The 25,827-nt window shown below is 67.4% G+C and carries 25 protein-coding genes; 7 read left to right on the top strand and 18 right to left on the bottom strand.

What is annotated here, in order from left to right; translation table 11 throughout:
• Positions 1-111: 111 nt before the first annotated feature.
• The 3 genes from glcF to BM252_RS22765 are packed head-to-tail and all read right to left on the bottom strand — an operon-like array spanning position 112 to position 3,966.
• Positions 112-1,353: a glycolate oxidase subunit GlcF gene (glcF, locus tag BM252_RS22775; protein WP_093389968.1), complete on the bottom strand. Its 1,242-nt coding sequence runs from the start codon at positions 1,351-1,353 to the stop codon at positions 112-114.
• A gap of 53 nt (positions 1,354-1,406) precedes the next feature.
• Positions 1,407-2,456, bottom strand: coding sequence for a glycolate oxidase subunit GlcE (gene glcE, locus BM252_RS22770; protein WP_093389967.1), 1,050 nt, complete (start codon positions 2,454-2,456; stop codon positions 1,407-1,409).
• A 10-nt stretch (positions 2,457-2,466) separates the two neighbouring features.
• A complete protein-coding gene (locus BM252_RS22765) occupies positions 2,467-3,966 on the bottom strand; it encodes an FAD-linked oxidase C-terminal domain-containing protein (RefSeq protein WP_093389966.1) in 1,500 nt (499 codons plus the stop codon).
• A gap of 238 nt (positions 3,967-4,204) precedes the next feature.
• Between BM252_RS22765 and BM252_RS22760 the strand changes: the two genes are divergently transcribed.
• Entirely contained in the window at positions 4,205-4,759 is a 555-nt protein-coding gene (locus tag BM252_RS22760) for a cob(I)yrinic acid a,c-diamide adenosyltransferase (RefSeq protein WP_093389965.1), read from the top strand.
• A gap of 135 nt (positions 4,760-4,894) precedes the next feature.
• Here the strand turns inward: BM252_RS22760 and BM252_RS22755 are convergent, their stop codons facing one another.
• From BM252_RS22755 to BM252_RS22740, 4 genes are all read right to left on the bottom strand, one after another.
• Positions 4,895-5,677, bottom strand: a complete 783-nt coding sequence (locus tag BM252_RS22755) for a M48 family metalloprotease (RefSeq protein ID WP_093389964.1) — start codon at positions 5,675-5,677, stop codon at positions 4,895-4,897.
• Positions 5,678-5,937: 260 nt separating this feature from the next.
• Positions 5,938-7,809, bottom strand: coding sequence for a 1-deoxy-D-xylulose-5-phosphate synthase (gene dxs, locus BM252_RS22750; protein ID WP_093389963.1), 1,872 nt, complete (start codon positions 7,807-7,809; stop codon positions 5,938-5,940).
• Positions 7,810-8,706, bottom strand: a complete 897-nt coding sequence (locus BM252_RS22745) for a polyprenyl synthetase family protein (protein ID WP_093389962.1) — start codon at positions 8,704-8,706, stop codon at positions 7,810-7,812.
• Entirely contained in the window at positions 8,703-8,957 is a 255-nt protein-coding gene (locus BM252_RS22740; protein ID WP_093389961.1) for an exodeoxyribonuclease VII small subunit, read from the bottom strand. Before BM252_RS22740 ends, BM252_RS22745 begins: the two co-directional genes overlap by 4 nt.
• 375 nt (positions 8,958-9,332) lie before the next feature.
• On the opposite strand from BM252_RS22740, the gene BM252_RS22735 reads away from it, so the two are divergent.
• The 3 genes from BM252_RS22735 (at position 9,333) to BM252_RS22725 (ending at position 12,387) form a co-directional block, all read left to right on the top strand.
• Positions 9,333-10,433, top strand: a complete 1,101-nt coding sequence (locus tag BM252_RS22735) for an aromatic ring-hydroxylating oxygenase subunit alpha (RefSeq protein WP_093389960.1) — start codon at positions 9,333-9,335, stop codon at positions 10,431-10,433.
• Between the two features lie 171 nt (positions 10,434-10,604).
• Positions 10,605-11,522: a DMT family transporter gene (locus BM252_RS22730; RefSeq protein WP_093389975.1), complete on the top strand. Its 918-nt coding sequence runs from the start codon at positions 10,605-10,607 to the stop codon at positions 11,520-11,522.
• A gap of 13 nt (positions 11,523-11,535) precedes the next feature.
• The gene (locus tag BM252_RS22725) at positions 11,536-12,387 is read left to right on the top strand and encodes a sulfurtransferase (protein WP_093389959.1); all 852 of its coding nucleotides are present in this window, start codon (positions 11,536-11,538) and stop codon (positions 12,385-12,387) included.
• A gap of 1 nt (position 12,388) precedes the next feature.
• On the opposite strand, the gene BM252_RS22720 is transcribed toward BM252_RS22725, so the two are convergent.
• The 7 genes from BM252_RS22720 to BM252_RS22690 all read right to left on the bottom strand — a co-directional run bounded on the left by BM252_RS22720 (position 12,389) and on the right by BM252_RS22690 (position 18,129).
• Positions 12,389-12,697 (bottom strand): type II toxin-antitoxin system RelE/ParE family toxin, encoded by a 309-nt coding sequence (locus BM252_RS22720; RefSeq protein WP_093389958.1) that lies wholly within the window; start codon positions 12,695-12,697, stop codon positions 12,389-12,391.
• Positions 12,669-12,950, bottom strand: a complete 282-nt coding sequence (locus tag BM252_RS22715; RefSeq protein WP_139236673.1) for a hypothetical protein — start codon at positions 12,948-12,950, stop codon at positions 12,669-12,671. Before BM252_RS22715 ends, BM252_RS22720 begins: the two co-directional genes overlap by 29 nt.
• Before the next feature lie 107 nt (positions 12,951-13,057).
• Complete coding sequence (locus BM252_RS22710; RefSeq protein ID WP_245774392.1) at positions 13,058-13,879, bottom strand: ZIP family metal transporter; 822 nt, start codon at positions 13,877-13,879, stop codon at positions 13,058-13,060.
• Between the two features lie 73 nt (positions 13,880-13,952).
• Complete coding sequence (polA, locus tag BM252_RS22705) at positions 13,953-16,742, bottom strand: DNA polymerase I (RefSeq protein WP_093389956.1); 2,790 nt, start codon at positions 16,740-16,742, stop codon at positions 13,953-13,955.
• Positions 16,743-16,868: 126 nt separating this feature from the next.
• Entirely contained in the window at positions 16,869-17,180 is a 312-nt protein-coding gene (locus tag BM252_RS22700; RefSeq protein WP_093389955.1) for a cupin domain-containing protein, read from the bottom strand.
• 50 nt (positions 17,181-17,230) lie between these two features.
• A complete protein-coding gene (locus BM252_RS22695; RefSeq protein ID WP_093389954.1) occupies positions 17,231-17,701 on the bottom strand; it encodes an RES family NAD+ phosphorylase in 471 nt (156 codons plus the stop codon).
• Positions 17,698-18,129 (bottom strand): antitoxin Xre-like helix-turn-helix domain-containing protein, encoded by a 432-nt coding sequence (locus BM252_RS22690; protein WP_245774391.1) that lies wholly within the window; start codon positions 18,127-18,129, stop codon positions 17,698-17,700. The genes BM252_RS22695 and BM252_RS22690 overlap by 4 nt, the downstream gene beginning before the upstream one ends.
• A gap of 272 nt (positions 18,130-18,401) precedes the next feature.
• Here BM252_RS22690 and BM252_RS22685 point away from each other — a divergent pair, with 272 nt between their 5' ends.
• The 3 genes from BM252_RS22685 (at position 18,402) to BM252_RS22675 (ending at position 20,616) form a co-directional block, all read left to right on the top strand.
• Positions 18,402-18,806 carry a hypothetical protein gene (locus BM252_RS22685; protein WP_093389953.1) on the top strand — a complete coding sequence of 135 codons (405 nt, stop codon included), beginning with the start codon at positions 18,402-18,404 and terminating at the stop codon, positions 18,804-18,806.
• 74 nt (positions 18,807-18,880) lie between these two features.
• On the top strand, positions 18,881-19,837 hold the full coding sequence (locus tag BM252_RS22680) for a homoserine kinase (RefSeq protein ID WP_093389952.1): 957 nt from the start codon (positions 18,881-18,883) through the stop codon (positions 19,835-19,837).
• Entirely contained in the window at positions 19,837-20,616 is a 780-nt protein-coding gene (locus tag BM252_RS22675) for a BPSS1780 family membrane protein (RefSeq protein WP_093389951.1), read from the top strand. Before BM252_RS22680 ends, BM252_RS22675 begins: the two co-directional genes overlap by 1 nt.
• 149 nt (positions 20,617-20,765) lie before the next feature.
• Here BM252_RS22675 and BM252_RS22670 read toward each other — a convergent pair whose 3' ends face one another.
• From BM252_RS22670 to BM252_RS22655, 4 genes are all read right to left on the bottom strand, one after another.
• Positions 20,766-23,075 carry a UvrD-helicase domain-containing protein gene (locus BM252_RS22670; protein WP_093389950.1) on the bottom strand — a complete coding sequence of 770 codons (2,310 nt, stop codon included), beginning with the start codon at positions 23,073-23,075 and terminating at the stop codon, positions 20,766-20,768.
• A 147-nt stretch (positions 23,076-23,222) separates the two neighbouring features.
• Positions 23,223-24,329: an S-(hydroxymethyl)glutathione dehydrogenase/class III alcohol dehydrogenase gene (locus BM252_RS22665; protein WP_093389949.1), complete on the bottom strand. Its 1,107-nt coding sequence runs from the start codon at positions 24,327-24,329 to the stop codon at positions 23,223-23,225.
• Positions 24,330-24,437: 108 nt separating this feature from the next.
• A complete protein-coding gene (locus BM252_RS22660; RefSeq protein WP_174900635.1) occupies positions 24,438-24,947 on the bottom strand; it encodes a response regulator in 510 nt (169 codons plus the stop codon).
• 226 nt (positions 24,948-25,173) lie between these two features.
• Positions 25,174-25,803 (bottom strand): ANTAR domain-containing response regulator, encoded by a 630-nt coding sequence (locus BM252_RS22655; RefSeq protein WP_093389947.1) that lies wholly within the window; start codon positions 25,801-25,803, stop codon positions 25,174-25,176.
• Positions 25,804-25,827: the final 24 nt, after the last annotated feature.

Below are 25,827 nucleotides of genomic sequence, written 5' to 3'. Positions count from 1 at the left end.
CGCGTTTACAACCGCTATCGATTGCTTAAGTCAACGGCATTAGGCACTGACCCCGGTTTTAAATCGGGGTCAGTGCCGACATTCGGACATTTCAGGCGATGCCGCCGCCAACTAGGCGCTCGCCAAGGCGCGGTCGATCAGCTCGATCCAGTGCTGCACCGGCGTCTCGGTGCCGGACTGCAGGTGGGCCTGGCAGCCGACGTTGGCCGAGACGATGGTCGCGGCGCCGGTGGCGGCCAGGTTGGCCAGCTTGCGGTCGCGCAGCTGCAGCGACAGCCGCGGCTGCAGGATCGAGTAGGTGCCGGCCGAGCCGCAGCACAGGTGGCTGTCGGCGCACAGCTTGACGTCGACGCCGACGGCGCGCAGCACGCCCTCGACCTTGCCACGGATCTGCTGGCCGTGCTGCAGCGTGCACGGCGGGTGGTAGGCGACCCGCTGGACTATGCGCCCGCCGATGCGGCGCGCCAGTTCGGCCTCGAACTGCGGCATCACCTCGCTCAAGTCCCGCGTCAGCGCCGAGACGCGCGCCGCCTTGGCGGCGTAGGCGTCGTCGTGCGCCAGCAGGTGGCCGTATTCCTTGACGCTGGCGCCGCAGCCTGACGCCGTCATCACGATCGCCTCGACCGCGCCCTCGCCCTCGCCGCTGACGTAGGGCCACCAGGCGTCGATGTTGCGGCGCATGTCGTCGAGCGCGCCGTCCTGGTCGTTCAAATGGTAGCGCAGCGCGCCGCAGCAGCCGGCCTTGGGCGCGGCGATCAGCTGCACGCCCAGCGCGTCGAGCACGCGCGCGGCGGCGCCGTTGATGTTGGGCGCCATGGCCGGCTGGACGCAGCCCTCCAGCACCAGCATGCGGCGCGCCCGCGCGCCGTCCGGCCGCCGGCCGCCGCCCTGCCGGCGCGGGATCTTGTCCTGCAGCGGCTGCGACAGCAGCGGCCGGAACAGCTGGCCGGCGCGCAGCGCCGGCTTGAAGATCCAGGGCCGTGTCAGCGTCTCCTTCAGCAGCAGGCGCTTGAAGCGCTCGCCCAGCGGCCGTTCGACGCGCTGCTCGACCACCTTGCGGCCGATGTCGGCCAGGCGGCCGTACTGCACGCCGGACGGACAGGTGCTTTCGCAGTTGCGGCAGGTCAGGCAGCGGTCCAGGTGCAGCTGCGTCTTGGCCGTCACCGGCGCCCCTTCGAGCACCTGCTTGATCAGGTAGATGCGGCCGCGCGGGCCGTCCAGCTCGTCGCCGAGCAGCTGGTAGGTCGGGCAGGTGGCGGTGCAGAAGCCGCAGTGCACGCAGGCGCGCAGGATGGCCTCGGCCTCGTCGCCTTCCGGCGTGTTCTTGATGAAATCGGCGAGATTGGTTTGCATGGGTACTTGAGGACTCAATCAATAATTCGGTCGGCGGCTGGGAAGCTGGGGGATCAGTACATGCGCCCGGGGTTGAAGATGCCGGCCGGGTCGAACTCCTGGCACAGCCGCTGGTTGACGCGCGCCACCGCCGGCGCCATCGGGTGGAAGGCGCCGACGCTCTTGTCGGCGGCGCGGAACAAGGTGGCGTGGCCGCCGGCGGCGGCGGCGTTGGCGCGGATCTGCGGCGCGGCGCCAGCATCGGCGGCCAGCCAGCGCTGCGCGCCGCCCCACTCGATCAGCTGCTCGCCGTTGAGCACCATGGCGCTGGCCTGCGGCGGCAACGACAGGCGCCACAGGCTGGCGCAGTCGAAGAAGCCGTGGCGCTGGTCGCGCAGGCTGGTCCAGAAGGCCTCGGCCTCGGGCAGCGCGGCGCCGCCCAGCTTGCGCTGCGCCGCCTCGACGGCGGCGCCGGCGCCGGACAGGCGCAGCGACAGCACGCCACGGTGCCAGCAGCTGGCCGAGATCGGCAGCGGTTGGCCGGCCCAGTCGTTCAACTTGGCCAGCGCCTCGATCTCGCCCATCTCGAAGCGCAGGCTGGCCTCGCGCACCGGCAGCGGCAGCACCTTCAGCGACACCTCCATGATCAGTCCCAGCGTGCCGAGCGAGCCGGCCAGCAGGCGCGAGACGTCGTAGCCGGCGACGTTCTTCATCACCTGGCCGCCGAAGCGCAGCACCTCGCCCTGGCCGTCCATCAGCACGGCGCCGAGCATGAAGTCGCGCACGGCGCCGGCGCTGGCGCGGCGCGGGCCGGACAGGGCGCTGGCGACCACGCCGCCGATGGTCGAGCCGGCGCCGTAGCGCGGCGGCTCGAAGGCCAGCATTTGCTGCTGCTGTGCCAGCAGCGCCTCGATCTCGGCCAGCGGCGTGCCGCAGCGCGCCGTGACCACCAGCTCGGTCGGCTCGTAGGCCACCACGCCGCTGTAGGCGCGGGTGTCGAGCACGGCGCCGACGGGGGCGTTGCCGTACCAGTCCTTGGTGCCGCCGCCGCGTATGCGCAGCGCTGTCTTGGCCGTCGTGGCGCCACGCACCTGGGTTTGGAATTGTTCTACGATCGCTTGCAAGGGGACTCCGTTAAAAACGCGGCAAATGGGCGAACGGCATCAGGCCGCCGGTGACACGCATCTTGCCGAATTCGGCGCAGCGGTTCAGCGTCGGGATCGCCTTGTCGGGGTTGAGCAGGCGCGCCGGGTCGAAGGCGCGCTTGACGGCGTGGAAGGCGGCCAGTTCGGCCGGGGCGAACTGCACGCACATCGAGGCTATCTTCTCGATGCCGACGCCGTGCTCGCCGGTGATGGTGCCGCCAACCGCCACGCACAGCGCCAGGATCTCGGCGCCGAAGGCCTCGGCGCGGTCGAACTCGCCGGGCGCGTTGGCGTTGAACAGGATCAGCGGGTGCAGGTTGCCGTCGCCGGCGTGGAACACGTTGGCGCAGCGCAGGCCGTGCTTGATCTCCATCGCGGCGATCCCGGCCAACACCTCGGCCAGGCGTTTGCGCGGGATGGTGCCGTCCATGCAGTAGTAGTCGGGCGAGATGCGGCCCGCCGCCGGGAAGGCGTTCTTGCGGCCGGACCAGAAGCGCATGCGCTCGGCCTCGCTCTGCGACACGGCGATGGCGCTGGCGCCGGCCTGTTGCAGCACGGCCGACATGCGCGCGATGTCCTCCTCGACCTCCTCGGCGGTGCCGTCGGCCTCGCACAGCAGGATGGCGGCGGCCTCGGTGTCGTAGCCGGCCTTGACGAAGGGCTCGACCATGCGCGACGAGGTCTGGTCCATCATCTCCAGCCCGGCCGGGATGATGCCGGCGGCGATCAGGTCGGCCACCGCGTTGCAGCCGGCGCCCACCTGGTCGAACGAGGCCATGATGACGCGCGCCGTGGCCGGCTTGGGGATCAGCTTGACGGTCACCTCGGTGACGATGCCGAGCATGCCCTCCGAGCCGACGAACACCGCCAGCAGGTCGAGGCCGGGCGCGTCGAGCGCCTCGCCGCCCAGTTCGAGCACATCGCCGTCGATGGTGACCATGCGCACGCGCAGCACGTTGTGCACGGTCAGGCCGTATTTGAGGCAGTGCACGCCGCCCGAGTTCTCCGCCACGTTGCCGCCGATGGTGCAGGCGATCTGCGACGAGGGGTCGGGCGCGTAGTACAACGCGTGCTGCGCCGCCGCGTCGGAGATGGCCAGGTTGCGCACGCCGGGCTGCACCACCGCCGTGCGCGAGTACGGGTCGAGCCGGACGATCTGGTTCAGCCGTGCCGTCGACAGCACCACGCCGTCGACGATCGGCATGGCGCCGCCGGACAGGCCGGTGCCGGCGCCGCGCGGCACGATCGGCACCTTCAACTGGCGGCAGACGTTGAGGATGGCGACCACCTGCGCCTCGCTCTCCGGCAGCGTGACGATCATCGGCAGCTGGCGGTAGGCGGCCAGGCCGTCGCATTCGTAGGGGCGGGTGTCCTCCAGGGCGGACAGCACGCAGTGCGGCGGCAGCACGGCGCCCAGGGCGGCGGCGACCTCGCGCTGGCGGGCGGCCAGCACGGCCGGGTCGGCCGGGGCGGATGTAGCAATATTCATGGGGGCGGATACCGGAAAACGCTTGGACAAGCGTCGATTGTAAGCACAAAAAGTGGCGAATAGCGCCTTGTTGCGTCCAATTCTACGCTTTTCGGTATAAAACCCGGCGGCTTCGCCCCTTGCTGTCGTTTTCCGCTCAGGCCGGCGGCCGCGTCAGCGCAGCGTAAGCTGGACAAGACTAGTGCATTGGCGGGCCGATTTGGCGTATCCTCACAGCTTTCACCGATCAGGAAGCATCATGGGCAACCGACTCTCGAAAATCGCCACCCGCACCGGCGACAATGGCACCACCGGACTGGGCGACGGCAGCCGCACCGACAAGGACAGCGTGCGCGTGCACGCCATGGGCGACGTGGACGAGCTCAACTCGAACCTCGGCCTGCTGCTGTGCGAGGCCATGCCCGACGCGCTGCGCGAGGAGCTGATCACCATCCAGCACGACCTGTTCGACCTGGGCGGCGAGCTGTGCATCCCCGGCTACCAGATGATCACCGAGACCCACGTGGCGCGGCTCGACGACCTGCTGGCCAGGTACAACGCCGACCTGCCGGCGCTGACCGAGTTCATCCTGCCGGCCGGCTCGCGCGCCGCCGCCCTCGCCCACATCTGCCGCACCGTGTGCCGCCGCGCCGAGCGCAGCATCGTCACCCTGGGCAAGGCCGAGACCATCAACGACATGCCGCGCCAGTACGTCAACCGCCTGTCGGACCTGATGTTCGTGCTGTCGCGCGTGCTCAACCGCTTCGCCGGCGGCAGCGACGTGCTGTGGCAGCACGAGCGCAAGCGCGGCTAAGGGCAAGGCCAAGCCCAGCGCGGCAAATCCAGCACGCGCCGGCCAACCCGGCGCGCGGGCAGCCCCGCGCACCGGCTCACTGACCGCAGCGGCACCGCGCGGATCAGCCGGAGTTGGCGCGCGAGGCCGGGCCGCTCAGGGCTGCGCCTGCGCCACCGCCGCGCCGCCAAGCGGCGCGCCGAACAGCAGCGCCATGCCCTTGGCCATGCTGAGCCGCGAGGCCGGCGCCGGATGGCCGCCGGACAGCATCGAGGCGGCGTCGTCGGCCGCCAGCTTGCGGTAGAAGCCGACCATGGCCGCCGCCGGCCAGCCGGCGCGGTGCGCCAGCACCATGCCCAGTTGGTCGGCCTCGCTCTCCTGCAGGTTGGACAGGGCCGACAGGCGGATCTGCAACGACAAGTCCGTCGCCAGCCGTTCCATCAGCACCTCCAGCGGCGGCTTCGGCTGGCGGTTGAAGTACAGCGCCTCGGACAGGGTTTCGCGGTCGTGCTCGGCCACCGCGTGCGCCACCTCGTGCGCCAGCAGGGTGGCCAGCTCGCCGTCGTCCAGCGCCAGCTTGCGCACGAAGGCGCTGCCGACCAGGATCTTGCCGCCGGCCATGCACTGGGCGTCGACCCCGGCGTCGCTGGTGGTGTGGAACTCCCACCGCCAAACGGCCGTCTCGGGCTTGAGCGCGGCGGCGGCGCGCACCAGGCCGGCGCCGATGCGCTGCAGCCGCGCCAGCAGCACGCGGTCGTCGTCGAGCCGGCCGCCGGCCGCCAGGTCGACCACCTGGTCGAGGTAGCGGTCCTCCATCCGCTCGGCCACCTCGGCGGCGCCGAAGCTCAGCTCCTGCCAACGGCCCGACTCCGGCACCTGGGCCGACCCCACGCGGCACAACATAGACAGCCCGACCACTGCGAGTGCGCTGCGCTTCATGTTCTCCCCCACCCGGTGCGCCGATGGACGCGGCGTGCGATGCGCCGCGATCTGATATAAACGATTTATATCAATATAGGACTGAAGCGGGCGCAAGGCAAGGAAACCCTGCAGTCGGTTTGTGCCGGCGCAACCCTAGGGTCAGACCCTGAGGGTCTGACCCTGTCTCGACGCCGACTGGATCGCCGGCACTCTGGCGCCTTGAGGGCCCAAAAAAAGCGACGCCGCAGCGTCGCTTTTGTCCCGCCAGCCGCCAGGGCTTAGGCGTTGTTGACCACCAGGCGCGGTTCCTCGCCGCCGAAGCGGCGCTTGATCGAAGCGGTGATGCCGGCGCTGTCCAGGCCCACGCTGGCGAGCAGCTTGGCCGGGTCGCCGTGGTCGATGAACTTGTCCGGCAGGCCGATCATCAGCAGCGGCTTGACGACGCCCTCGGCGGCCAGCGCCTCGGCCACGGCCGAACCGGCGCCGCCCATGATGCTGCCCTCCTCCACCGTCACCAGGTAGTCGTGCTCGGCGGCCAGCCGCTTGACCAGCTCCACGTCGAGCGGCTTGACGAAACGCATATTGGCCACCGTCGCGTCCAGCGCGGCGCCGGCGGCGACGCTGGGCGCCACCATCGAGCCGAAGGCCAGGATGGCGATCTTCTGGCCCTGGCGCTTGATCTCGCCCTTGCCGATCTCGATAGCGTCGAGCTGCTGCACGATGGCCGCGCCGATGCCGGCGCCGCGCGGATAGCGCACCGCCGCCGGACCGGGATAGTGGTAGCCGGTGGTGAGCATCTGGCGGCACTCGTTCTCGTCCGAGGCGGCCATGACCACCATGTTCGGAATGCAGCGCAGGTAGGCCATGTCGTAGTTGCCGGCGTGGGTGGCGCCGTCGGCGCCGACCAGGCCGGCGCGGTCCAGCGCGAAGGTCACGTCCAGGTTTTGCAGGGCGACGTCGTGGATCAGCTGGTCGTAGCCGCGCTGCAGGAAGGTCGAGTAGATCGCCACGACGGGTTTCAGCCCCTCGCAGGCCAGGCCGGCGCCGAAGGTCACCGCGTGCTGCTCGGCGATGCCGACGTCGAAGTAGCGGTCCGGGTACTTCTGCTCGAAGCTCACCATGCCGGAGCCCTCGCGCATGGCCGGCGTGATGCCGACCAGGCGCTTGTCCTGCGCCGCCATGTCGCACAGCCAGTTGCCGAACACGTCGGTGTAGGTCATCTTGCCGGGCGCGGTGGCCGGCTTGATGCCCTCGGCCGGGTTGAACTTGCCGGGGCCGTGGTACAAGGTCGGCTCGGCCTCGGCCAGCTTGTAGCCCTGGCCCTTCTTGGTCACCACGTGGAGGAACTGCGGACCCTTCAGGTGCTTGATGTTCTGCAGAGTCGGGATCAGCGAGTCGAGGTCGTGGCCGTCGATCGGGCCGATGTAATTGAAGCCGAACTCCTCGAACATGGTGGCCGGCACCACCATGCCCTTGGCGTGCTCCTCGAAGCGCTTGGCCAGCTCCAGCACGGGGCCGGGCAGCACCTGCTTGCCGACGTTCTTGGCGGCGGCGTAGAACTGGCCGGACATCAGCCGCGCCAGGTAGCGGTTGAGCGCGCCGACCGGCGGCGAGATCGACATGTCGTTGTCGTTCAGGATCACCAGCAGGTTGACGTCCTCCTGCACGCCGGCGTTGTTGAGCGCCTCGAAGGCCATGCCGGCGGTCATCGAGCCGTCGCCGATGACGGCGATGGCGTGCCGATGCTCGCCCTTGATCTTGGCCGCCTGTGCCATGCCCAGCGCGGCCGAGATCGAGGTCGACGAGTGGGCCGTGCCGAAGGTGTCGTATTCGCTCTCGTCACGCTTGGGGAAGCCGGAGATGCCGCCCAGCTGGCGCAGCGTGCCCATGCGCTCGCGCCGGCCGGTGAGGATCTTGTGCGAGTAGGTCTGGTGGCCGACGTCCCAGACGATGCGGTCGTGCGGCGTGTTGAAGACGTAGTGCAGCGCCACGGTCAGCTCGACCGTGCCGAGGTTGGACGACAGGTGGCCGCCGGTCTTGGAGACCGAGTCGAGCAAATAGTGGCGCAGCTCGTGCGCCAGCGGCGTCAGTTGGTGGCGTGCCAGCTTGCGCACGTCGGCCGGTGAGTCTATGTTTTCGAGCAAGTTCATTTATGCCTTCCGCTGCACGATCAAATCCGCGAGTTCGCGTAACCGCAGAGCTTTTTCTCCAAACGGCGCGAGCGCTGCGTGCGCCTCGAGCCGCAATTGTTCTGCCAACGCGCGCGACGCTTCCAAACCCAGGATCGAGACATAGGTCGGTTTGTTGTCGGCGGCGTCCTTGCCGGCGGTCTTGCCCAGCGTGGCCGAGTCGGCCGTCGCGTCGAGCACGTCGTCGACCACCTGGAAGGCCAGGCCGATGGCGCGCGCGTAGGCGTGCAGCGCGGCCGTCTCGGCCGCGTCCAGGTCCTTGCCGGCGGTGGCGCCCAGCAGCACCGAGGCGCGCAGCAGCGCGCCGGTCTTCAGCTGGTGCATCTGCTCGAGCTGCGCCAGCGTCAGGCTCAGGCCCACGCTGTCCAAATCGATCGCCTGGCCGCCGCACATGCCGGCCGAGCCGGAGGCATGCGCCAGCAGGCGCAGCATGGCGGCCAGCCGGGCCGCCGGCACCATGTTCAGGTCGGCCTCGGCCAGCACCAGGAAGGCCTGCGACTGCAGCGCGTCGCCGACCAGCAGCGCGGTGGCCTCGTCGTAGGCGATGTGGACCGTCGGCTTGCCACGGCGCAGCGCGTCGTCGTCCATGCAGGGCATGTCGTCGTGCACCAGCGAGTAGGCGTGGATCATCTCCACCGCCGCCGCCGCGCGGCGCAGGGTGTCGGCATCGGCGCCGAACAAGGCGCCGGCGGCGTACACCAGCAGCGGGCGCACCCGCTTGCCGCCGCCCAGCAGGGCGTAGCGCATGGCTTCGTGCAGCTTGGCCGGCACCAGGTCGGCGGCCGGCAGCAGGGCCGCCATGTCGGTCTCCGACGCCGCCTGCACGGTCTTCATCCAGTCGTCGAAGGCGGCCGTCATTGCGCCGCCTCGTCGGCGTCGGCGAAGGGCTTGAGCATGTCGCCCTCGAGCACCTTGACCTGGGATTCGACCTTGTCGAGCTGGCCGGCGCAGAACTTCACCAGCGCCGAACCGCGCTGGTAGGCCGCCACCGAGGCCTCCAGCGGCAGCTGGCCGGCCTCCATTTGCGACACCAGTTGCGCCAGTTCGGCCATCGCCTCTTCGAACGAGGCGGGCGCAGCGGCTGTATCGGCTGTTAATTTCTTGGACATAAGGGTTTTCAAATCTTCAAGGCAATAGCGGCAGCAAGGGCTGCGAGCGCAGTGTAGCCCGTTATTTTAGAACAAACCACCTGATCGGGTGGAACTAAAGGCAAGTCCGGCACGCGCGAGCGGCGCACTTATATGGGCATATACAGGCGAATCGACGAAATATCGCTAGATTTTAGCGCAATCGGCCCCATATCTGCGGCGAACATACGTTTATTACAATTAATTCGAGGACAAAGTGGCGCCTCGGGCCGCTTTGAGCGCCGGAAAGCGGTATAATCGCCGGTTCTGTCCGAAATACCATTTCAAAAACTTGAATTCAGGTCTTTACGGAGTCTGTCTCTCTTTGGTTTGATGTACATATTAAGGGGGGTTGGGATGTCCGATCTGGGTACCCACGCCAAGCTCGCGCGTTCAAACGCGCAACTTCCGGTAAGCGTCTATTTTGACGATGCGCTTCTGCAGCGCGAAATGCAGCAACTTTTCCAGGCCGGCCCGCGCTATATCGGGCACGAGCTGATGGTGCCGAACGTCGGCGACTTCGCCACCCTCGTTTCCGAAAACGAGGGACGCATGCTGGTGCGCAACGCAAACGGCCTGGAGCTGCTCTCCAACGTCTGCCGCCACCGCCAGGCGTTGATGTTCAACGGCCGGGGCAACGCCAACAACATCGTCTGCCCGCTGCACCGCTGGACCTACGACCTCAAGGGCGAGCTGATCGGCGCGCCCCACTTCGCCGAAACGCCCTGCCTGAACCTGCCGAAAACCGGGCTGCAAAGCTGGAACGGCCTGCTGTTCGAGCAAAACGGCTACAACGTGATGGAGAAACTGTCGCAGCTGTCGGTCACCAAGGACCTCGACTTCTCCGGCTACATGTTCGACCACGTCGAGGTGCAGACCTGCAACTACAACTGGAAGACCTTCATCGAGGTCTACCTGGAGGACTACCACGTCGAGCCCTTCCATCCGGGCCTGGGCAGCTTTGTCAGCTGCGACGACCTGCGCTGGGAATTCGGCCAGGACTACAGCGTGCAGACGGTGGGCGTCAACAAGGGCCTGCTCAAGTCCGGCTCCGAGATCTACCAGCGCTGGCAGGAGCAGGTGCTCAAGTTCCGTGGCGGCGAGGCGCCGCCCTACGGCGCCATCTGGCTGACGCTGTACCCGAACATCATGGTCGAGTGGTATCCGCACGTGCTGATCGTCTCGACCCTGTGGCCGGACGGCCCGCAGCGCACCAAGAACGTGGTCGAGTTCTACTACCCCGAGGAGATTGTGCTGTTCGAGCGCGAGTTCATCGAGGCCGAGCGGGCCGCCTACATGGAGACCGTGCTCGAGGACGACGAGATCGCCCTGCGCATGGACGCCGGCCGCAAGGCCCTGCTGCGGCGCGGCAGCAGCGACGCCGGCCCCTACCAGTCGCCGATGGAAGACGGCATGCAGCACTTCCACGAGTGGTATCGCAACAATATTGAGTTGTAAGACCCGGGACGCTAGCCATACGTCCGCTTGCGCGAAATGCCAGCCTAAGCCAGGGTCAGACCCTAGGGTCTGACCCTCGACTCGCGCCTGCGGTTTCTTGATGTGGGCGTCGCCCCTCTCCGGGGCGGGGTAAAAAGTAACCCGCCGCTCGCCGGCAGAATCGGGATGTCGATGCACTCGCTTTGGATGTTGTTAGCCAGCTTCTTGTTCGCTGCCATGGGAGTTTGCGTCAAGCTCGCCTCCGACCAGTTCTCCACCTCGGAAATCGTGATGTACCGCGGCATCGTCGGCGTGACCGTGATGTTCTGCATGATCCGCCTGCACGGCGGCAGCTTCCGCACCCGCATGCCCTACGCCCACCTGTGGCGCGGCGTGGTCGGCGTGGTCTCGCTGTGGCTGTGGTTCTACTCGATCGCCAAGCTGCCGCTGGCCACGGCGATGACCCTCAACTACATGGCGCCGATCTGGATCGCCGTGTTCCTCTTCGCCGCCGGCTGGTGGCACGGCAAGAACCGCGTCGAATGGCCGCTGATGGCCGCCGTCGCCGCCAGCTTCGCCGGCGTCACGCTGCTGCTGCAGCCGGCCTTCGCCGCCAATCTGCTGACCCCGGCGCTGATCGCGCTCGGCTCGAGCGTGCTGTCGGCGCTGGCCTACATGCAGGTGCGCAAGCTGGGCCTGGCCGGCGAGCCGGAATACCGCGTGGTGTTCTACTTCTCGGTGGTCAACCTGGCCGCCGGCGTGGCCGGCAACCTCCTCTTCGCCGGCCCCGGCCCGGCGGTGTGGCACCCGATCACCAGCGCGCACGGCGCCCTGCTGCTGTTCGGCATCGGCATCTGCGCCACCGCCGCGCAAATGGCCATGACACGCGCCTACCGCCTCGGCAAGACGCTGGTGGTGGCCAACCTGCAATACACCGGCATCGTCTTCTCCAGCGTTTGGGGCGTGCTGGTGTTCGGCGACGTGTTCGACTGGCACAGCTGGGCCGGCATCCTGATCATTCTTGCGTCCGGTGTCGCCGCAACGTTCTACAATAACCGCAACAGCGGCAAAAGCATCGCCGCCTCCGATCCCATCGCCAGCGAAGTTTAAGGAGCGTTCCCCCATGCACACCACCCTGATCGACAGCGCCACCCTGGCCCAGCACCTGACCGACCCCGACTGGGTCGTGCTCGACTGCCGCCACGACCTGATGAACCTGAGCGCGGGCCGCGACGGCTTCGCCATCGGCCACATCCAGAACGCCCAGTTCGCCGACATGGAAAGCCAGCTGTCCGGCGCCAAGCTGGGCGCCGACGGCATGTTCCGTGGCCGCCATCCCTTGCCCGACCGCGCCGCGCTGATCGAGACGCTGCGCGCCTGGGGCGTCAACGACAACACCCAGGTGGTGGCCTACGACGCCCACGGCGGCATGTACGCCGCCCGCCTCTGGTGGCTGCTGCGCTGGATCGGCCACCCGGCCGTGGCGGTGCTCGACGGCGGCCTGGCCGCCTGGCAGAGCGCCGGCCTGCCGCTGGTGACGCCGCTGGCGGCGCGCCCGCGCGGCCACATCGCCGAAAAGCCGACGCTGGCCAAGACCGTCACGGCGGCCGAGCTGGTCGACAACCTGCACGGCGGCGAGCTGAGCGTGGTCGACGCCCGCGCGCCGGACCGCTACCGCGGCGAGAACGAGACCATCGACCCGGTCGGCGGCCACATCCCCGGCGCCAAGAACCGCTTCTTCAAGGACAACCTGAAGGGCGACGGCCGCTTCAAGAGCGAGCGCGAGCTGCGCCACGACTTCGCCGCCCTGTTCGACTCGGCGCCCTACGCGGTGATGCAGTGCGGCTCCGGCGTGACCGCCTGCCACAACCTGCTGGCGCTGGAGCTGGCCAAGCTGCCCGGCGCCGCGCTCTACCCCGGCTCGTGGAGCGAGTGGTGCGCCGACCCGGCGCGGCCGGTGGCGACGGGGGATTGAGCTAAGCCGGCCGCCGACGGCGCTGGCGTGACCAGCGAACAATCCTGAGTTCGCCCTTTTCCACCTGGTACGCAATGACATGACCGGTGCGGGGAACTGGAAAGCGCCAGGTTCCCGCCCTGACAGTGGGCGTGCCGATACCGGGCTGGTGGGCCAGGATGGCCACCGCTTTTCGCACGCGCTCAACGATCAACGCGGCGCTCCCCGCGTCTTGCCGGGCGATATGGTCTATGGTTTGGATGAACGATTCTTGCGCTCGGGGCAACCAGCGCACGACCAGCTTAGCCGGCTCGCCGTTGCCGTTTGGCATAGGTATCGATAAGACATTCAACGGATGCCATCACGTCCGCACCGTCCACGCCGCGACGGGTGTTGAAATAGGCTTCCGCCTCCAGGCTGGCCCGCAGACTCTCTTCGCATTCAGCAAAACCGTCCCGCAAGACGAACGGCAACAACTCCTCCGCTGACGCTCCCGCCAGCACGGCAAGCGCCTGCAGGCGCGTCCTGTCCTCGGTGGACAGGTTCGCCAATTCATCCTGCAATTGTTTCTGTTTGGTAGACACGGGGCGTCGCTCCGACATGGGCTGCGAACTGAAATCATACTCCCTGCGGCGCGCGGGTCAAGCCATCCCGCAGCGACCGCCTTGAGCCGCCGCAAGGGGCGATCGCCTCAGTGGCCGTGCGTGAGGAACAACACGATGACCACGCCGAGCGCGATCAGCAGCACCTGCGGGATGGTCTCGCGCAGGGTGGCGCGGCGCTGCATCTGCGGCATCAGGTCGCTGACGGCGATGTAGATGAAACCCGACGAGGCGAACACCAGCACGTAGGGGATCAGGTTGCTGGCGCGGTCCAGGGTGAAGTAGCCGAGCACGCCGCCGGCCACCGCCATCAGGCTGCACAGCAGGTTGAAGACGTAGGCGCGCACGCGCGAGAAGCCGGCGTTGAGCAGCACGATGAAGTCGCCGATCTCCTGCGGGATCTCGTGGGCGATGATGGCCAGGCCGGTCACCAGGCCCAGTTCCGGATTGGCCAGGAAGGCGGCGGCGATCAAGATGCCGTCGGTGAAGTTGTGCATGCCGTCGCCCACCAGGATCATCCAGCCGGCCTTGCCGGCCTCGCGCTTGTCGTGGCCGTGGTGGTGGTGGTGGCCGTCGCCCTCGTGGTGGTGCGAGTGGCGCAGGATGGCCAGCTTTTCCAGCATGAAGAAGGCCAGCAGGCCGGCCAGCAGGGTGGCGAACAGGCTGCGCGGGTCGGCCTGCGACTCGAAGGCCTCGGGCAGCGCGTGCAACAGCGAGGTCGACAGCATGATGCCGACCGACAGGCTGACCATGCGCTCGACCATCTTCGACAGCAGGGCGAACGAAAATACCGCAGCGGCCGAAATGCTGACGACGCCGGCGACGGTGGTCGCCAGCAGAATGGAGATGAGTACGGGATCGATTTTGCTTACCTCTTGTTGTGCCTGCCTGGACGGGGTCCGGGGCGACATTTTACCGCCAGGAACGGGTTCTTGCCGAATTTAGCGCGAAATTGCGGGAAATTCGGCCGGCCGCCCCTGGTTTTTAGTGCGCCTCGTCCCAGTTCTTGCCGACGCCCACCTCGGCCGTCAGCGGCACCTTCAGCGCGGCCACGCCGGCCATCAGCTCCGGCAATTTGGTGCGCACCAGCGCCAGCTCGGCGTCCGGCACCTCCAGCACCAGCTCGTCGTGCACCTGCATGATCATGCGCGTGTGCAGGCCGTCGCGCTCCAGCCAGCCCTGCACGGCGATCATCGCCAACTTGATCAGGTCGGCCGCCGTGCCCTGCATCGGCGCGTTGATGGCGGCCCGTTCGGCGCCTTGGCGGCGCGGGCCGTTCGGCGAGTTGATCTCGGGCAGCCACAGGCGGCGGCCGAACACCGTCTCGACGTAGCCGCGCGCCTTGGCCTGCTGCCGGGTGTCCTCCATGTACTGGCGCACGCCGGAGAAGCGGGCGAAGTAGCGGTCGATATAGCTTTGCGCGGCGGCCCGTTCGACGCCCAGGTTGCCGGCCAGGCCGAAGGCGCTCATGCCGTAGATCAGGCCGAAGTTGATCACCTTGGCGTAGCGGCGCTGCTCGCTGTCGACGTCCTCGGCCGCCACGCCGAAGATCTCGGCGGCGGTGGCGCGGTGGATGTCGACGCCCTCGGCGAAGGCGCGCAGCATGTTCTCGTCGCCCGAGATGTGCGCCATGATGCGCAGCTCGATCTGCGAATAGTCGGCCGAGACGATGTGGCTGCCCGGCGCGGCGATGAAGGCTTCGCGGATGCGCCGGCCCTCCTTGGTGCGGATCGGGATGTTCTGCAGGTTCGGGTCGTTCGAGGCCAGCCGGCCGGTCACCGCCACCGCCTGCGCGTAGTTGGTGTGGACCCGGCCGGTGCTCGCGTTGATCATCTTCGGCAGCTTGTCGGTGTAGGTCGACTTCAGCTTGGCCAGGCCGCGGTACTCCAGCAGCACCTTCGGCAGCGGGAAGTCCTCGGCCAGCTTTTGCAGCACCTCCTCGTCGGTCGACGGCGCGCCGCTCGGCGTCTTCTTCACCACCGGCAGCTTGAGCTTCTCGAAGAAGATCTCGCCGATCTGCTTGGGCGAGCCGAGGTTGAACGGCTGCTCGGCCAGCTCGTGGGCCTTCAGCTCGAGCTCCTTGATGCGCGTGGCCAGCTCGTTCGACTGGATCTCCAGCAGGCCGGCGTCGATCATCACGCCGTTGCGCTCGATCTTTTGCAGCACCACGGCGGTGGGCAGCTCGATCTCGCGGTAGATGTAGTTCAGCTTGGCGTCGCACTCGACCTGGCCGATCATCGCCTGGTGCAGGCGCAGGGTGATGTCGGCGTCCTCCGCCGCGTACTCGGTGGCGCGGGCGATCTCCACCTGGTCGAAGGTGATCTGGTTGACGCCCTTGCCGCACACGTCGACGAAGGGGATGGTGGTGACGTTCAGGTGGCGCAGCGCCAGGCTGTCCATGTCGTGGCTGCGGTGCGACTCGAACACATAGGACTGCAGCAGCGTGTCGTGGACGATGCCGCGCAGCGTCACGCCGTGGTTGGCGAAGATGTGGCTGTCGTACTTCAGGTTCTGGCCGACCTTCGGCTTGTTGGCGTCCTCCAGCCAGGGCTTCAGGCGCGCCAGCACGTGCTCGCGCGTGAGCTGCTCGGGCACACCGGCGTAGGCGTGCGCCAGCGGGATGTAGGCGGCCACGCCCGGTTCGACCGACAGCGAGATGCCGACCAGCTGCGCCGTCATCGGCTCGAGCGAGGTGGTCTCGGTGTCGACGGCGGTCAGCGCGGCCGTGTCGATCAGGGCGATCCAGTGGTCCAACTCGGCGTCGGTGAACACGGTCTGGTACTTCAACTCGGCCGGCGGCGCGGCGAACAGGTCGCCGTTGAGCGAGGCGGCGGCGGTGATCGGGCCGCCGTTGGCCGCCGGGGCGGCGGCGGCGGTGCCGCTCGATGCCTTGCCGGCGGCCGGCGCGGCGGCCGCGCCGCCCAGCTCGCGCAGCAGGGTCTTGAAGCCGTATTTGGCGAAGAACTCGAGCAGCGTCGGGGCGTCCTCGGTGCGCGCCTGCAGCGACTCGGCGATCGTCGTCATGTGGCCGGACAGGTCGCAGTCGGTCTTGACGGTGATCAGGGCGCGGCCCTGCGGCAGCCAGTCGAGCGCCTTGCGCAGGTTCTCGCCGACCGCGCCGCCGACGTTGGCGGCGTTGGCGATCACGCCCTCCAGGCTGTCGTACAGGCCGAGCCACTTGAGCGCCGTCTTCGGTCCGCACTTGGAGACGCCGGGCACGTTGTCGACGGTGTCGCCGATCAGGGTCAGGTAGTCGATGATGCGGTTCGGCGGCACGCCGAACTTGGCCAGCACGCCGGCCTCGTCGAGCTTCTCGTTGCTCATCGTGTTGATCAAGGTGACGCGCTGGTTGACCAGCTGGGCCAGGTCCTTGTCGCCGGTCGAGACGACCACGTCCATGTCGGCCTGCGCCGCCTGCACGGCCAGGGTGCCGATGACGTCGTCCGCCTCGACGCCCTCGACCATCAGGATCGGCCAGCCCATCGCCTTGACGGCCAGGTGGATCGGTTCGATCTGCAGGCGCAGGTCGTCCGGCATCGAGGCGCGCGTGGCCTTGTATTCCGGGTACATGTCGTCGCGGAAGGTCTTGCCCTTGGCGTCGAACACGCAGGCGATGAAGGCGGCAGGATAGTCGGCGCGCAGGCGGCGCAGCATGTTGACCATGCCGTGCATGGCGCCGGTGGGGTGGCCGTCCGGGCTGCGCAGGTCGGGCAGCGCGTGGAAGGCGCGATAGAGGTAACTGGAACCGTCAACTAACAGCAGGGTCTTATGCATAATGCCAATGGAGTGTGGCCGGCCGCGCGCAGGGGCGGCGGGCGCTGGGGAATCGGGTGTGTCGTGCAATATAGCGTGTCTGCCATTATCGCAGAGTTTGCGGCGATGCTGCCGGCGGCAGCGGGCTTAGACGCTGCCCTCGCGCTCGACCACCAGAATGCGCGCCGCGCCGCGCGGATGGGCGACATGCTCGCAGCCGACGCCGGCGAAAAACACGTCGCCCGTGTAGAGCGCCACCACCCGCTCGACGCCGGCCTCGCGGTAATGCATGTCGACCACGCCGTCGAGCACCGCGAACACTTCCTCGCCGTCGTTGACATGCCATTTGTAGGGCTGGTCGGTCCAGTGCAGGCGCACGGTGGTGCCGTCCATGTTGGCGATGTCGAGGGCGCCCCAGGCGCGCCCGGCGGTGAATTCCTTGCTGCGGATGACTTTCATCGTTCAAAAACCTTTGTACAAAAACAGAAACGGCCGATGGGTAGGACGCATCAAAAGAATCGAGGATCGTACACCCAGCGCCTCACCGTCGTCGCCGCAATCGCGGCGGCATCGGCATGGCTTGGGTTCAGCAAGATATTAAACTCCTCCGGCACGATGACCGACGGCACCAGCAACAGCGCCGAGCGCCGGCTGGATACCCAGGTATCTCCCGCCGCCATGCTAGCCCGGCCCGCCGGCACCGCATCCCAGCCGCCCGGCACCTGTGCGAGGACTTCACGCCGGCCCCAAACGAGGTCGGGAATGTCGATTCTTACGAGGAAGCGGTTGAATGGCATGGATCCCGTACGTGCAAAGCTCAGGGTTTCCACCATGGCCAGCGCGATATTGGAAGAACAGTAGGCCATCGCCGTGCGGCGGCCATTCCACCTGCCGCCGCTACGCTTCGCCCCGACACCGCTCAGGTCGCTGGCCGAATAGCCCGGCGCCTCGCCCCCGATGCGCCATGCGCTGACCGTCATGCGTAGGCGCCGCTTTGCGCCATTGCCAACAGATCGGAAAGCAGTTTCTGCCCCTCCATGGTGTCCAGGTAGCTGGCCGGGGTGCGCCCGTTGAGCGCGGGCACGGGCGTGGCAAGCCAACCGGCAACCCATCTCGCAGGATCGAAACCCGCCGGCTCGCCCGATTCCCGCACCATGGCGTCGACCTGCCCGATCAGTGATTCCACCCCTAACACGCGCTCGGATTCATCCGGTGCCAGAGGCTGATTTTCCCGCACCTTGCGGTTGACCGTGGCGCGCGACATGCCCAGCAGCGCCAGCAAGCGCCCCTCTGGCATGCCCATTTTGACGGACAACACGGCCAAGTGCGCCGCCGGCACGCCGCGCCGGATCAGCTCGATGCGGTCCGCCGCATTCATCAGATAAACGTTGTCGTCGACGATTTTCACGCGGCCCTCCTCGGCTGTCTCATTCAAGCTATCAGTCTAGGCTAATTGAGACCGATGGCAAGAAAACGGTGCGTCCGCTTGCGTCACCACAAACGGGACGGCCCGCCCATGTCATGCCAAAACAATAAAAATTGACACAATGGCAAACAAGTGTCGCAGGCGGCCCCATGCGGCGGCCAAAAACGAGCATTTAAAACAGCTCGGCGTGTCAGTTTGTTACAATGGCCCCTACCAAGATATCCGCAGTGCTCTTACTTAGGCGATTCCTCACCATGACGCGCAACTCCAAACTCTGGCAAGTCCTCCTTCTGTCCCTGAGCGCGCTGGCCGCCTCGGCCAACGCCCAGTCGCCGAGCGCCGCGCCGCCTAAGCTGGAGAAGATCGAAGAAGTGGCCGACGACCCGATCACGGTCAACGCCAAACCGGCGCCGGAGAAGAAAATCACCGAAAAACGCGAGGGCGGCCGGGTGACCGAAGTCAAGGTCAAAAGCGGCAAAAGCAGCTACACGCTGAAGCCCAACAATCCGGCCGGCAGCGCGCTGCCGGGCGACGCCACCGGCAGCGCCAATCGCGGCCCGATGTGGACCGTGAAAGAGTTTGACCTCGGCAAGAAAAAGAAGACCTCCAAGGAAGAGGAAGGCGCGGCCGACGAGTCGGCACCGCCGGCGGCCAAGTAAGCCCCCTCCCCCCTGCCCCGCCGCGCCGCAACTTGCGGCGCGCCCTTTTACCGAACCTATAAAATCGCTTCCCCATGGCAGTTTTTACACCGGTCAACCTGGATGACGTCAGCCAGTGGATCAAGCAATTCCCCCTCGGCAAGGCGCTGGCCCTCAAAGGCATCGCCTCCGGCATTGAAAACAGCAACTTCTTCCTGAGCACCGAGCACGGCGAGTACGTGCTGACGATCTTCGAGAACCTGTCTTTCGAGCAGCTGCCCTTCTACCTGAACCTGATGCGCCACCTGGCCGAGCGCGGCGTGCTGGTGCCGGCGCCGGTGGCCAACGAGCGCGGCGAGCTGATCGTCGCGCTGCACGGCAAGCCGGCGTCCATCGTCAGCAAGCTGGAAGGCAGCTCGCAGATGGCGCCGCAGCCGGTCCATTGCGCCGCCGTCGGCGCCATGCTGGCCAAAATGCACCTGGCCGCCAGCGACTTCCCGCTGCAGCAGCCCAATCTGCGCGGCCTGGACTGGTGGAACGAGACGACGCCGCAGGTGCTGCCCTTCCTGTCGGACGACAACGCCCACCTGTTGCGCGCCGAAATGCACTTCCAGGACGCCTTCGCCGGCTGCGACACCTACCGTGCGCTGCAACGCGGCCCGGTGCACGCCGACCTGTTCCGCAACAACGTGATGTTCGACGGCGAGCGCCTGACCGGCTTCTTCGACTTCTACTTCGCCGGCTGCGACACCTGGCTGTTCGACGTCGCCGTCACCGTCAACGACTGGTGCGTCGACCTGGCCAGCGGCGTGCTCGACACCGGCCGCGTGCGCGCCATGCTCGACGCCTACCACGCCGTGCGGCCGTTCACGGCCGCCGAGCAGACCGCTTGGCAGCCGATGCTGCGCGCCGCCGCGCTGCGCTTCTGGCTGTCGCGGCTGTACGACCTGCACCTGCCGCGCGAGGCCGAGATGTTGACGCCGCACGATCCGGCGCACTTCGAGCGCATCCTGCGCGAACGCATCGCCACGCCCGCGCCGGGGCTGTTCTGATGGACAAGCTCCCCGCCAACACCGGCTGGCACTGGGTCAAACAGGGTTTCGCCCTGTTCCGCCAACAACCCGGCGGCCTGTCGACGCTGTTCCTCGGCTATATGTTCATCATGCTGCTGATCGGCAGCGTGCCGCTGCTGGGCCAGCTGCTGCCGGTGATCCTGGTGCCGGTGTTCTCGATCGCCTTCATGCAGGCCTGCAACGACATCGAGCAGGGCAAGCGCATCTCGCCCAAGCGCCTGCTGATCGGCTTCCACAAGCCGGTGTTCGCCGTTCTGTTCACGCTGGGATTGTTGTACCTGGCGATGGCCGCGCTGGCGCTGGGCGTGTCCGCGCTGGCCGACGGCGGCGTGTTCTTCAAGCTGCTGACCGGCCAGATCGAGCCGGCCGCCGCCAAGAACAGCAACCTGGCCGGCGCGGTGTTGCTGGCGATGCTGGTCTACATTCCCGGCGCGATGGCCTTCTGCTTCGCCGCGCCGCTGATCTACTGGCAGAAGATGAGCCTGGGCAAGGCGATCTTCTTCAGCTTCTTCGCCGTGCTGCGCGCGCTGAAGGCCTTCATCGTGTTCATCATGGGTTGGTTCGGCATCAGCGTGCTGCTGAGCCAGATCGTCATCATCGTGTTCGGCCGCAGCGACGCGGCGATGATGGTGATGCTGCCGATGTCGGTGATGCTGACGGTGATGCTGCACTGCTCCTTCTACGCCAGCTACCGGCAGATCTTCGGCGCGCCGCAGGCGGACGCCGTGCCGGCGCCCGTGCCGGCCGACAAACCGTAGGCACGGCGCCGTCCCTGGGCCATCAAACAAAACCCCAGGCGTAAATGGGGTCAGACCCCGTACGGGGTCTGACCCCGGGTTTGCACTGGGGTACTCTCTGCGTCACCGCGCCTCGATTGAGGGCGCACAGCCCCCCCCCCAAAAAAAATCTAACGTCCCAGCCGGTCCAACTTGGCGATGCTCAGGTCGAGCACCTTCATGCCGTGGCTGCCGAAGTTGATCTGCGCCCGCGCGTTGCTGCCGCTGCCCTCCAGGTTGACGATCACCCCCTCGCCGAACTTGCCGTGCGCGACCGACTCGCCGATGCGCCAGCCGGCGCCGGTGCTGACCGACTTCTGCGCCAGCTTCTGGGCGATGGCGTTGTCCGAGCCGACCAGCGGCGCCTCGTCCCAGGCCGACTTGCGGCTGGTGGCCGACCAGTGCGACTGCACCTTGGGCGACAACCACTTCAGCGACTCCTCCGGCAGCTCGTCGAAGAAGCGCGACTTCATGTTGTAGCGGGTCTGGCCGTGCAACATGCGGGTCTGGGCGAAGCACATATACAGGCGCTGGCGCGCCCGCGTGATGGCCACGTACATCAAGCGCCGCTCCTCCTCCACGCCGCCCTCCTCGCGCGAGCTGCTCTCGTGCGGGAACAAGCCCTCCTCCAGGCCGGTGATGAAGACGTTGTTGAACTCCAGCCCCTTGGCCGAGTGCACCGTCATCATCTGCACGGCCTCCTGGCCGACGGTGGCCTGGTTGTCGCCGGCCTCGAGCGAGGCGTGCGACAGGAAGGCCGACAGCGGCGACATCACGGTCGGCAGCGCGGCGTCGGCGTCGATGATCTCGATGCCGTCCTCGTTGACGATGGCCGCGCCGGCCTGGGCCTGGGCCTGTGGCCCCAGGTGGGCCGGCGCGGCCTGGCCGAAGCCCTCCTCGGAGACGAACTGGCTGGCCGCGCTGACCATCTGTTCCAAGTTCTCGATGCGGTCGGCGCCCTCTTTTTCGGTCTGGTAGTGGGTCAGCAGGCCGCTGGCCTCGAGCACCACGCGCACCAGTTCCGGCAGCGGCATCTGCTGGGTCTCGAAGCGGGCGCCCTCGACCAGCTTGACGAAGTTGCCCAGCGAGGAGCCGGCCTTGCCGGCCACATACGGCACCGCCGCGTACAGCGAAATGCCGTACTGGTCGGCCGCCGCCTGCAAGGCCTCGATCGAGCGCAGGCCGATGCCGCGGGTGGGAAAGTTGACCACGCGCAGGAAGGCCGAGTCGTTGTGCGGGTTGTCCATCAGCTGCAGATAGGCGATGGCGTGCTTGACCTCGGCGCGCTGGAAGTAACGCAGGCCACCGTAGACGTGGTAGGGGATGCCGGCCGAAAACAGCGCGTGCTCGATCACGCGCGACTGCGCGTTGGAGCGGTACAGCACGGCGATCTCGCTGCGCGAGGCGCCCTCGGCGATGAGGCTCTTCGATTCCTCGATGATCCACTGCGCCTCGGCCAAATCGGAGCTGGCCTCGTAGATGCGCACCGGCTCGCCGTGGCCGGCGTCGGTGCGCAGGTTCTTGCCTAGGCGCTTGCTGTTGTTGGCGATCAGCTGGTTGGCGCAGTCCAGGATGTGGCCGTGCGAGCGGTAGTTCTGCTCCAGCTTGATCAGGTTCTGCACCTGGAACTCGCGCTCGAAGGCGCTCATGTTGCCGACGTTGGCGCCCCGGAAGGCGTAGATGCTCTGGTCGTCGTCGCCGACGGCGAACAGCACGCCGCCGTGGCGCTCGCCGTGGCCGGCCATCAGCTTGAGCCAGTTGTACTGCAGGTTGTTGGTGTCCTGGAACTCGTCGACCAGGATGTGCTTGAAGCGCTGCTGGTAGTGCTCGCGCAGCGGCTGGTTGCGGCTGAGCAGCTCGAAGGTGCGCAGCAGCAGCTCGGCGAAGTCGACCACGCCCTCGCGCTGGCACTGGTCGTCGTACAGCTGGTACAGCTCGACCATCTTGCGTTCGATCGGGTCGTAGGCCTCGACCTTGTCGGCGCGCAGGCCCTGGTCCTTGGCGTTGTTGATGAAGTACACCACCGTCTTCGGCGGATACTTCTCGTCGTCGATGTTGTTGGCCTTGAGCAGGCGCTTGACCACCGACAACTGGTCCTGCGAATCGAGGATCTGGAAGGTCTGCGGCAGCGCCGCGTCGCGGTAGTGGGTGCGCAGCAGGCGGTTGCACAGGCCGTGGAAGGTGCCGATCCACATGCCGCGCGTATTGATCGGCAACATCGCCGACAAACGCGTCATCATCTCCTTGGCGGCCTTGTTGGTGAAGGTCACCGCCAGCACGCCGGCCGGCGACACCTGCCCGGTCTGGATCAGCCAGGCGATGCGGGTGGTCAGCACGCGGGTCTTGCCGGAGCCGGCGCCGGCCAGGATCAGCGCGCTCTGGGCCGGCAGGGTGACGGCGGCGAGTTGTTCGGGATTGAGGTTGTGGAGGAGATTGTGCATGCCGTGATTATACCGGCCCGGCGTCAAACCGCTGTGCTTCTATACAGTCCGCCGAACAAAAGCGGGGTCAGTGCCGACATTCGGACATTTCCAGGAAAAAATGTCCGAATGTCGGCACTGACCCCGAGTGTTGGGGCTGCTTGGGGCTTAGTAGATGACCACGGAGCGGATCGATTCGCCGCTCTTCATCAGGTCGAAGCCCTCGTTGATGCGCTCGAGCGGCAGGCGGTGGGTGATCAGGTCGTCGATGTTGAGCTTGCCTTCCATGTACCAGTCGACGATCTTCGGCACGTCGGTGCGGCCGCGCGCGCCGCCGAAGGCCGAGCCCTTCCAGACCCGGCCGGTGACCAGCTGGAACGGCCGCGTCGAGATCTCCTGCCCGGCCGCCGCCACGCCGATGACGATCGACTGGCCCCAGCCCTTGTGGCAGCACTCGAGCGCCTGGCGCATGGTGGTGGTGTTGCCGATGCACTCGAAGCTGTAGTCGGCGCCGCCGTCGGTCAGCTGGACGATGGCGTCGACCACGTTCTCCACCTCGTTCGGGTTGACGAAATGGGTCATGCCGAACTTGCGCGCCATGGCCTGGCGCGCCGGATTGATGTCGACGCCGATGATCTTGTCGGCGCCGACCATCTTGGCGGCCTGGATCACGTTCAGGCCGATGCCGCCCAAACCGAACACCACCACGTTGGCGCCGGCCTCGACCTTGGCGGTAAACAGCACCGCGCCGACGCCGGTGGTGACGCCGCAGCCGATGTAGCAAACCTTGTCGAAGGGCGCGTCCTGGCGGATCTTGGCCAGCGCGATCTCCGGCACCACGATGTAGTTGGAGAAGGTCGAGGTGCCCATGTAGTGGTAGATCGGCTTGCCGTCGATGGAGAAGCGGCTGGTGGCGTCGGGCATCAGGCCGCGCCCCTGGGTCGAGCGGATCGACTGGCACAGGTTGGTCTTTTGCGACAGGCAGAATTTGCACTGGCGGCATTCCGGCGTGTACAGCGGGATGACGTGGTCGTCCTTCTTCAGCGACTTGACGCCGGGGCCGACGTCGACCACCACGCCGGCGCCCTCGTGGCCCAGGATGGCCGGGAAGATGCCCTCGGGGTCGGCGCCGGACAGGGTGTAGTAGTCGGTGTGGCAGATGCCGGTGGCCTTGATCTCGACCAGCACCTCGCCCTCGCGCGGGCCGCCCAGTTCGACTTCCTCGATGGTCAGCGGCTGGCCCGCCTTCCAGGCGATGGCTGCTTTGGTTTTCATGTGTTTTCCTGTCGGTGTGTGGGTGGGGACCGGTACGGCGCGGACGACGCCCGTGCCGGCGCAGCGCCATGATATCAAGGCGACGCCGGCAAGGAAAACAGTTTTCGTTCAGGCGGCCGGGGCGGTCTCGGCCAGCAGCCCGGCGACGGCGCGCCACAACTCGCGCGGCGAGGTCCACGGCTTGGGCAGGAAGGCCGCCGCGCCGGTGGCGCCGCGGGCCGGCTGGCGCGCCGAGTACAGCAGCACCGGCGGTGCGTCCGCCCGGCCGTTGAGCGCGGCCAGCAGGCTGGCGCCGTCGCCGTCGGGCAGGTCGGGGTCGAGCACCACCAGGGCGTAGCCGCCGGCGGCGATGGCGCGGCGCGCCTCGGCCAGCGTGGCGACGTGGGTGACGCGGGTCTCCGGCACCAGCAGGGTGGCCAGCACCAGGGCGGCGTCGCCGTCGCCGTCGACGTGCAGCACGCGCGGCGCGGCATGCGGCAGCAACACGCCGCTGCCGAACGGTGCCGCCGCCTCGGCGCAATCGGTGAATAGGGCTAGGTGGTCGTTGATCATCTGCTCTCCGCTGGCGACAGGAACCCGGCGCCGTCCGCGCTGGGCGCGGCCGACCGACTGGTTCATGGATGGGTGCCGGCGGAGTTGGGCCGAACGATGTTGCCACGGCCGCAGGAGAAAGGCGGCCTGGACGATACACGCGGCGCCGGCATCGTGGCCGTGTCATGCGCGTTGTTGGCGCCGTTGGCGCTGTTGGTTTTTCTAGTGTACAACATGGCGCCGACAATACAAGCGCCACGGCAAGAGCTGTTGCGAACTGGTATCAACGGCCCGGCGCGCCGGCCGGCCCGGCCTATTTTTTCAGCCGGCCGCTGAAGGCGGCGTGCAGGCTGTTCAGGGTCTCCTCGGCGGCCAGCAGCTGCTCGGCCACCTCGTTGACCTTGCGCCGGCTGGAGCGGGCGTGGTCGCGCAGCACCTCGAAGGCGGTGTTGCGGTCGGTCTGGAACTTGCACATCAGCAGGCCGACGGCCAGGCTGGTCTCGCGCCCGGCGGCCAGCGCGGCGTTCAGGTTGAGCTCGGTGCGGCGCAGTTGGCGGATCTCGTCGGCGCGCGCCAGGCCGGCCTGGAAGGCCGGCATCAGCTGCTTCTCGTCGACCGGCTTGACCAGGAAGCCGACGGCGCCGTACTCGGCGGCCTGCCTGCTCAGGTCGGCGTCGCCGCGGCCGGAGAGGAACATGAACGGCACCGAGGTGGCCGCCTGCAACTGCTTGGCCAGCTCCATGCCGGACATGCCGGGCATGTGGATGTCGAGCAGGGCCAGGTCGGGCTCGCGCACGGCGATCACCGCCAGCGCCTCCTCGGCCGAGGCGGCCGTCACCGTGTCGTGGCCGGCGTGGCTCAACACGGCGCTGAGGAACTCGAGCAGCAACAGATCGTCGTCGACGATCAAGATCAGGCGTTTGGTGTCGGCGCGTGCGCTCATGGCAGGATAATCTTATATGAATAT

This window comes from Rugamonas rubra (assembly GCF_900114705.1).
GTDB classification, from domain to species: domain Bacteria; phylum Pseudomonadota; class Gammaproteobacteria; order Burkholderiales; family Burkholderiaceae_D; genus Rugamonas; species Rugamonas rubra.
The sequence above is the reverse complement of the archived record's forward strand: the minus strand, read 5'-3'. Positions and strand labels throughout refer to the sequence as shown.

Coding starts and splice junctions, on each gene's coding strand:
- glcF (WP_093389968.1), bottom strand. CDS start 1,353: ATGCAAACCAATCTCGCCGATTTCATCAAGAACACGCCGGAAGGCGAC.
- BM252_RS22765 (WP_093389966.1), bottom strand. CDS start 3,966: ATGAATATTGCTACATCCGCCCCGGCCGACCCGGCCGTGCTGGCCGCC.
- BM252_RS22760 (WP_093389965.1), top strand. CDS start 4,205: ATGGGCAACCGACTCTCGAAAATCGCCACCCGCACCGGCGACAATGGC.
- BM252_RS22755 (WP_093389964.1), bottom strand. CDS start 5,677: ATGAAGCGCAGCGCACTCGCAGTGGTCGGGCTGTCTATGTTGTGCCGC.
- dxs (WP_093389963.1), bottom strand. CDS start 7,809: ATGAACTTGCTCGAAAACATAGACTCACCGGCCGACGTGCGCAAGCTG.
- BM252_RS22745 (WP_093389962.1), bottom strand. CDS start 8,706: ATGACGGCCGCCTTCGACGACTGGATGAAGACCGTGCAGGCGGCGTCG.
- BM252_RS22740 (WP_093389961.1), bottom strand. CDS start 8,957: ATGTCCAAGAAATTAACAGCCGATACAGCCGCTGCGCCCGCCTCGTTC.
- BM252_RS22735 (WP_093389960.1), top strand. CDS start 9,333: ATGTCCGATCTGGGTACCCACGCCAAGCTCGCGCGTTCAAACGCGCAA.
- BM252_RS22730 (WP_093389975.1), top strand. CDS start 10,605: ATGCACTCGCTTTGGATGTTGTTAGCCAGCTTCTTGTTCGCTGCCATG.
- BM252_RS22725 (WP_093389959.1), top strand. CDS start 11,536: ATGCACACCACCCTGATCGACAGCGCCACCCTGGCCCAGCACCTGACC.
- BM252_RS22720 (WP_093389958.1), bottom strand. CDS start 12,697: ATGCCAAACGGCAACGGCGAGCCGGCTAAGCTGGTCGTGCGCTGGTTG.
- BM252_RS22710 (WP_245774392.1), bottom strand. CDS start 13,879: ATGTCGCCCCGGACCCCGTCCAGGCAGGCACAACAAGAGGTAAGCAAA.
- polA (WP_093389956.1), bottom strand. CDS start 16,742: ATGCATAAGACCCTGCTGTTAGTTGACGGTTCCAGTTACCTCTATCGC.
- BM252_RS22700 (WP_093389955.1), bottom strand. CDS start 17,180: ATGAAAGTCATCCGCAGCAAGGAATTCACCGCCGGGCGCGCCTGGGGC.
- BM252_RS22695 (WP_093389954.1), bottom strand. CDS start 17,701: ATGACGGTCAGCGCATGGCGCATCGGGGGCGAGGCGCCGGGCTATTCG.
- BM252_RS22685 (WP_093389953.1), top strand. CDS start 18,402: ATGACGCGCAACTCCAAACTCTGGCAAGTCCTCCTTCTGTCCCTGAGC.
- BM252_RS22680 (WP_093389952.1), top strand. CDS start 18,881: ATGGCAGTTTTTACACCGGTCAACCTGGATGACGTCAGCCAGTGGATC.
- BM252_RS22675 (WP_093389951.1), top strand. CDS start 19,837: ATGGACAAGCTCCCCGCCAACACCGGCTGGCACTGGGTCAAACAGGGT.
- BM252_RS22670 (WP_093389950.1), bottom strand. CDS start 23,075: ATGCACAATCTCCTCCACAACCTCAATCCCGAACAACTCGCCGCCGTC.
- BM252_RS22665 (WP_093389949.1), bottom strand. CDS start 24,329: ATGAAAACCAAAGCAGCCATCGCCTGGAAGGCGGGCCAGCCGCTGACC.
- BM252_RS22660 (WP_174900635.1), bottom strand. CDS start 24,947: ATGAACCAGTCGGTCGGCCGCGCCCAGCGCGGACGGCGCCGGGTTCCT.
- BM252_RS22655 (WP_093389947.1), bottom strand. CDS start 25,803: ATGAGCGCACGCGCCGACACCAAACGCCTGATCTTGATCGTCGACGAC.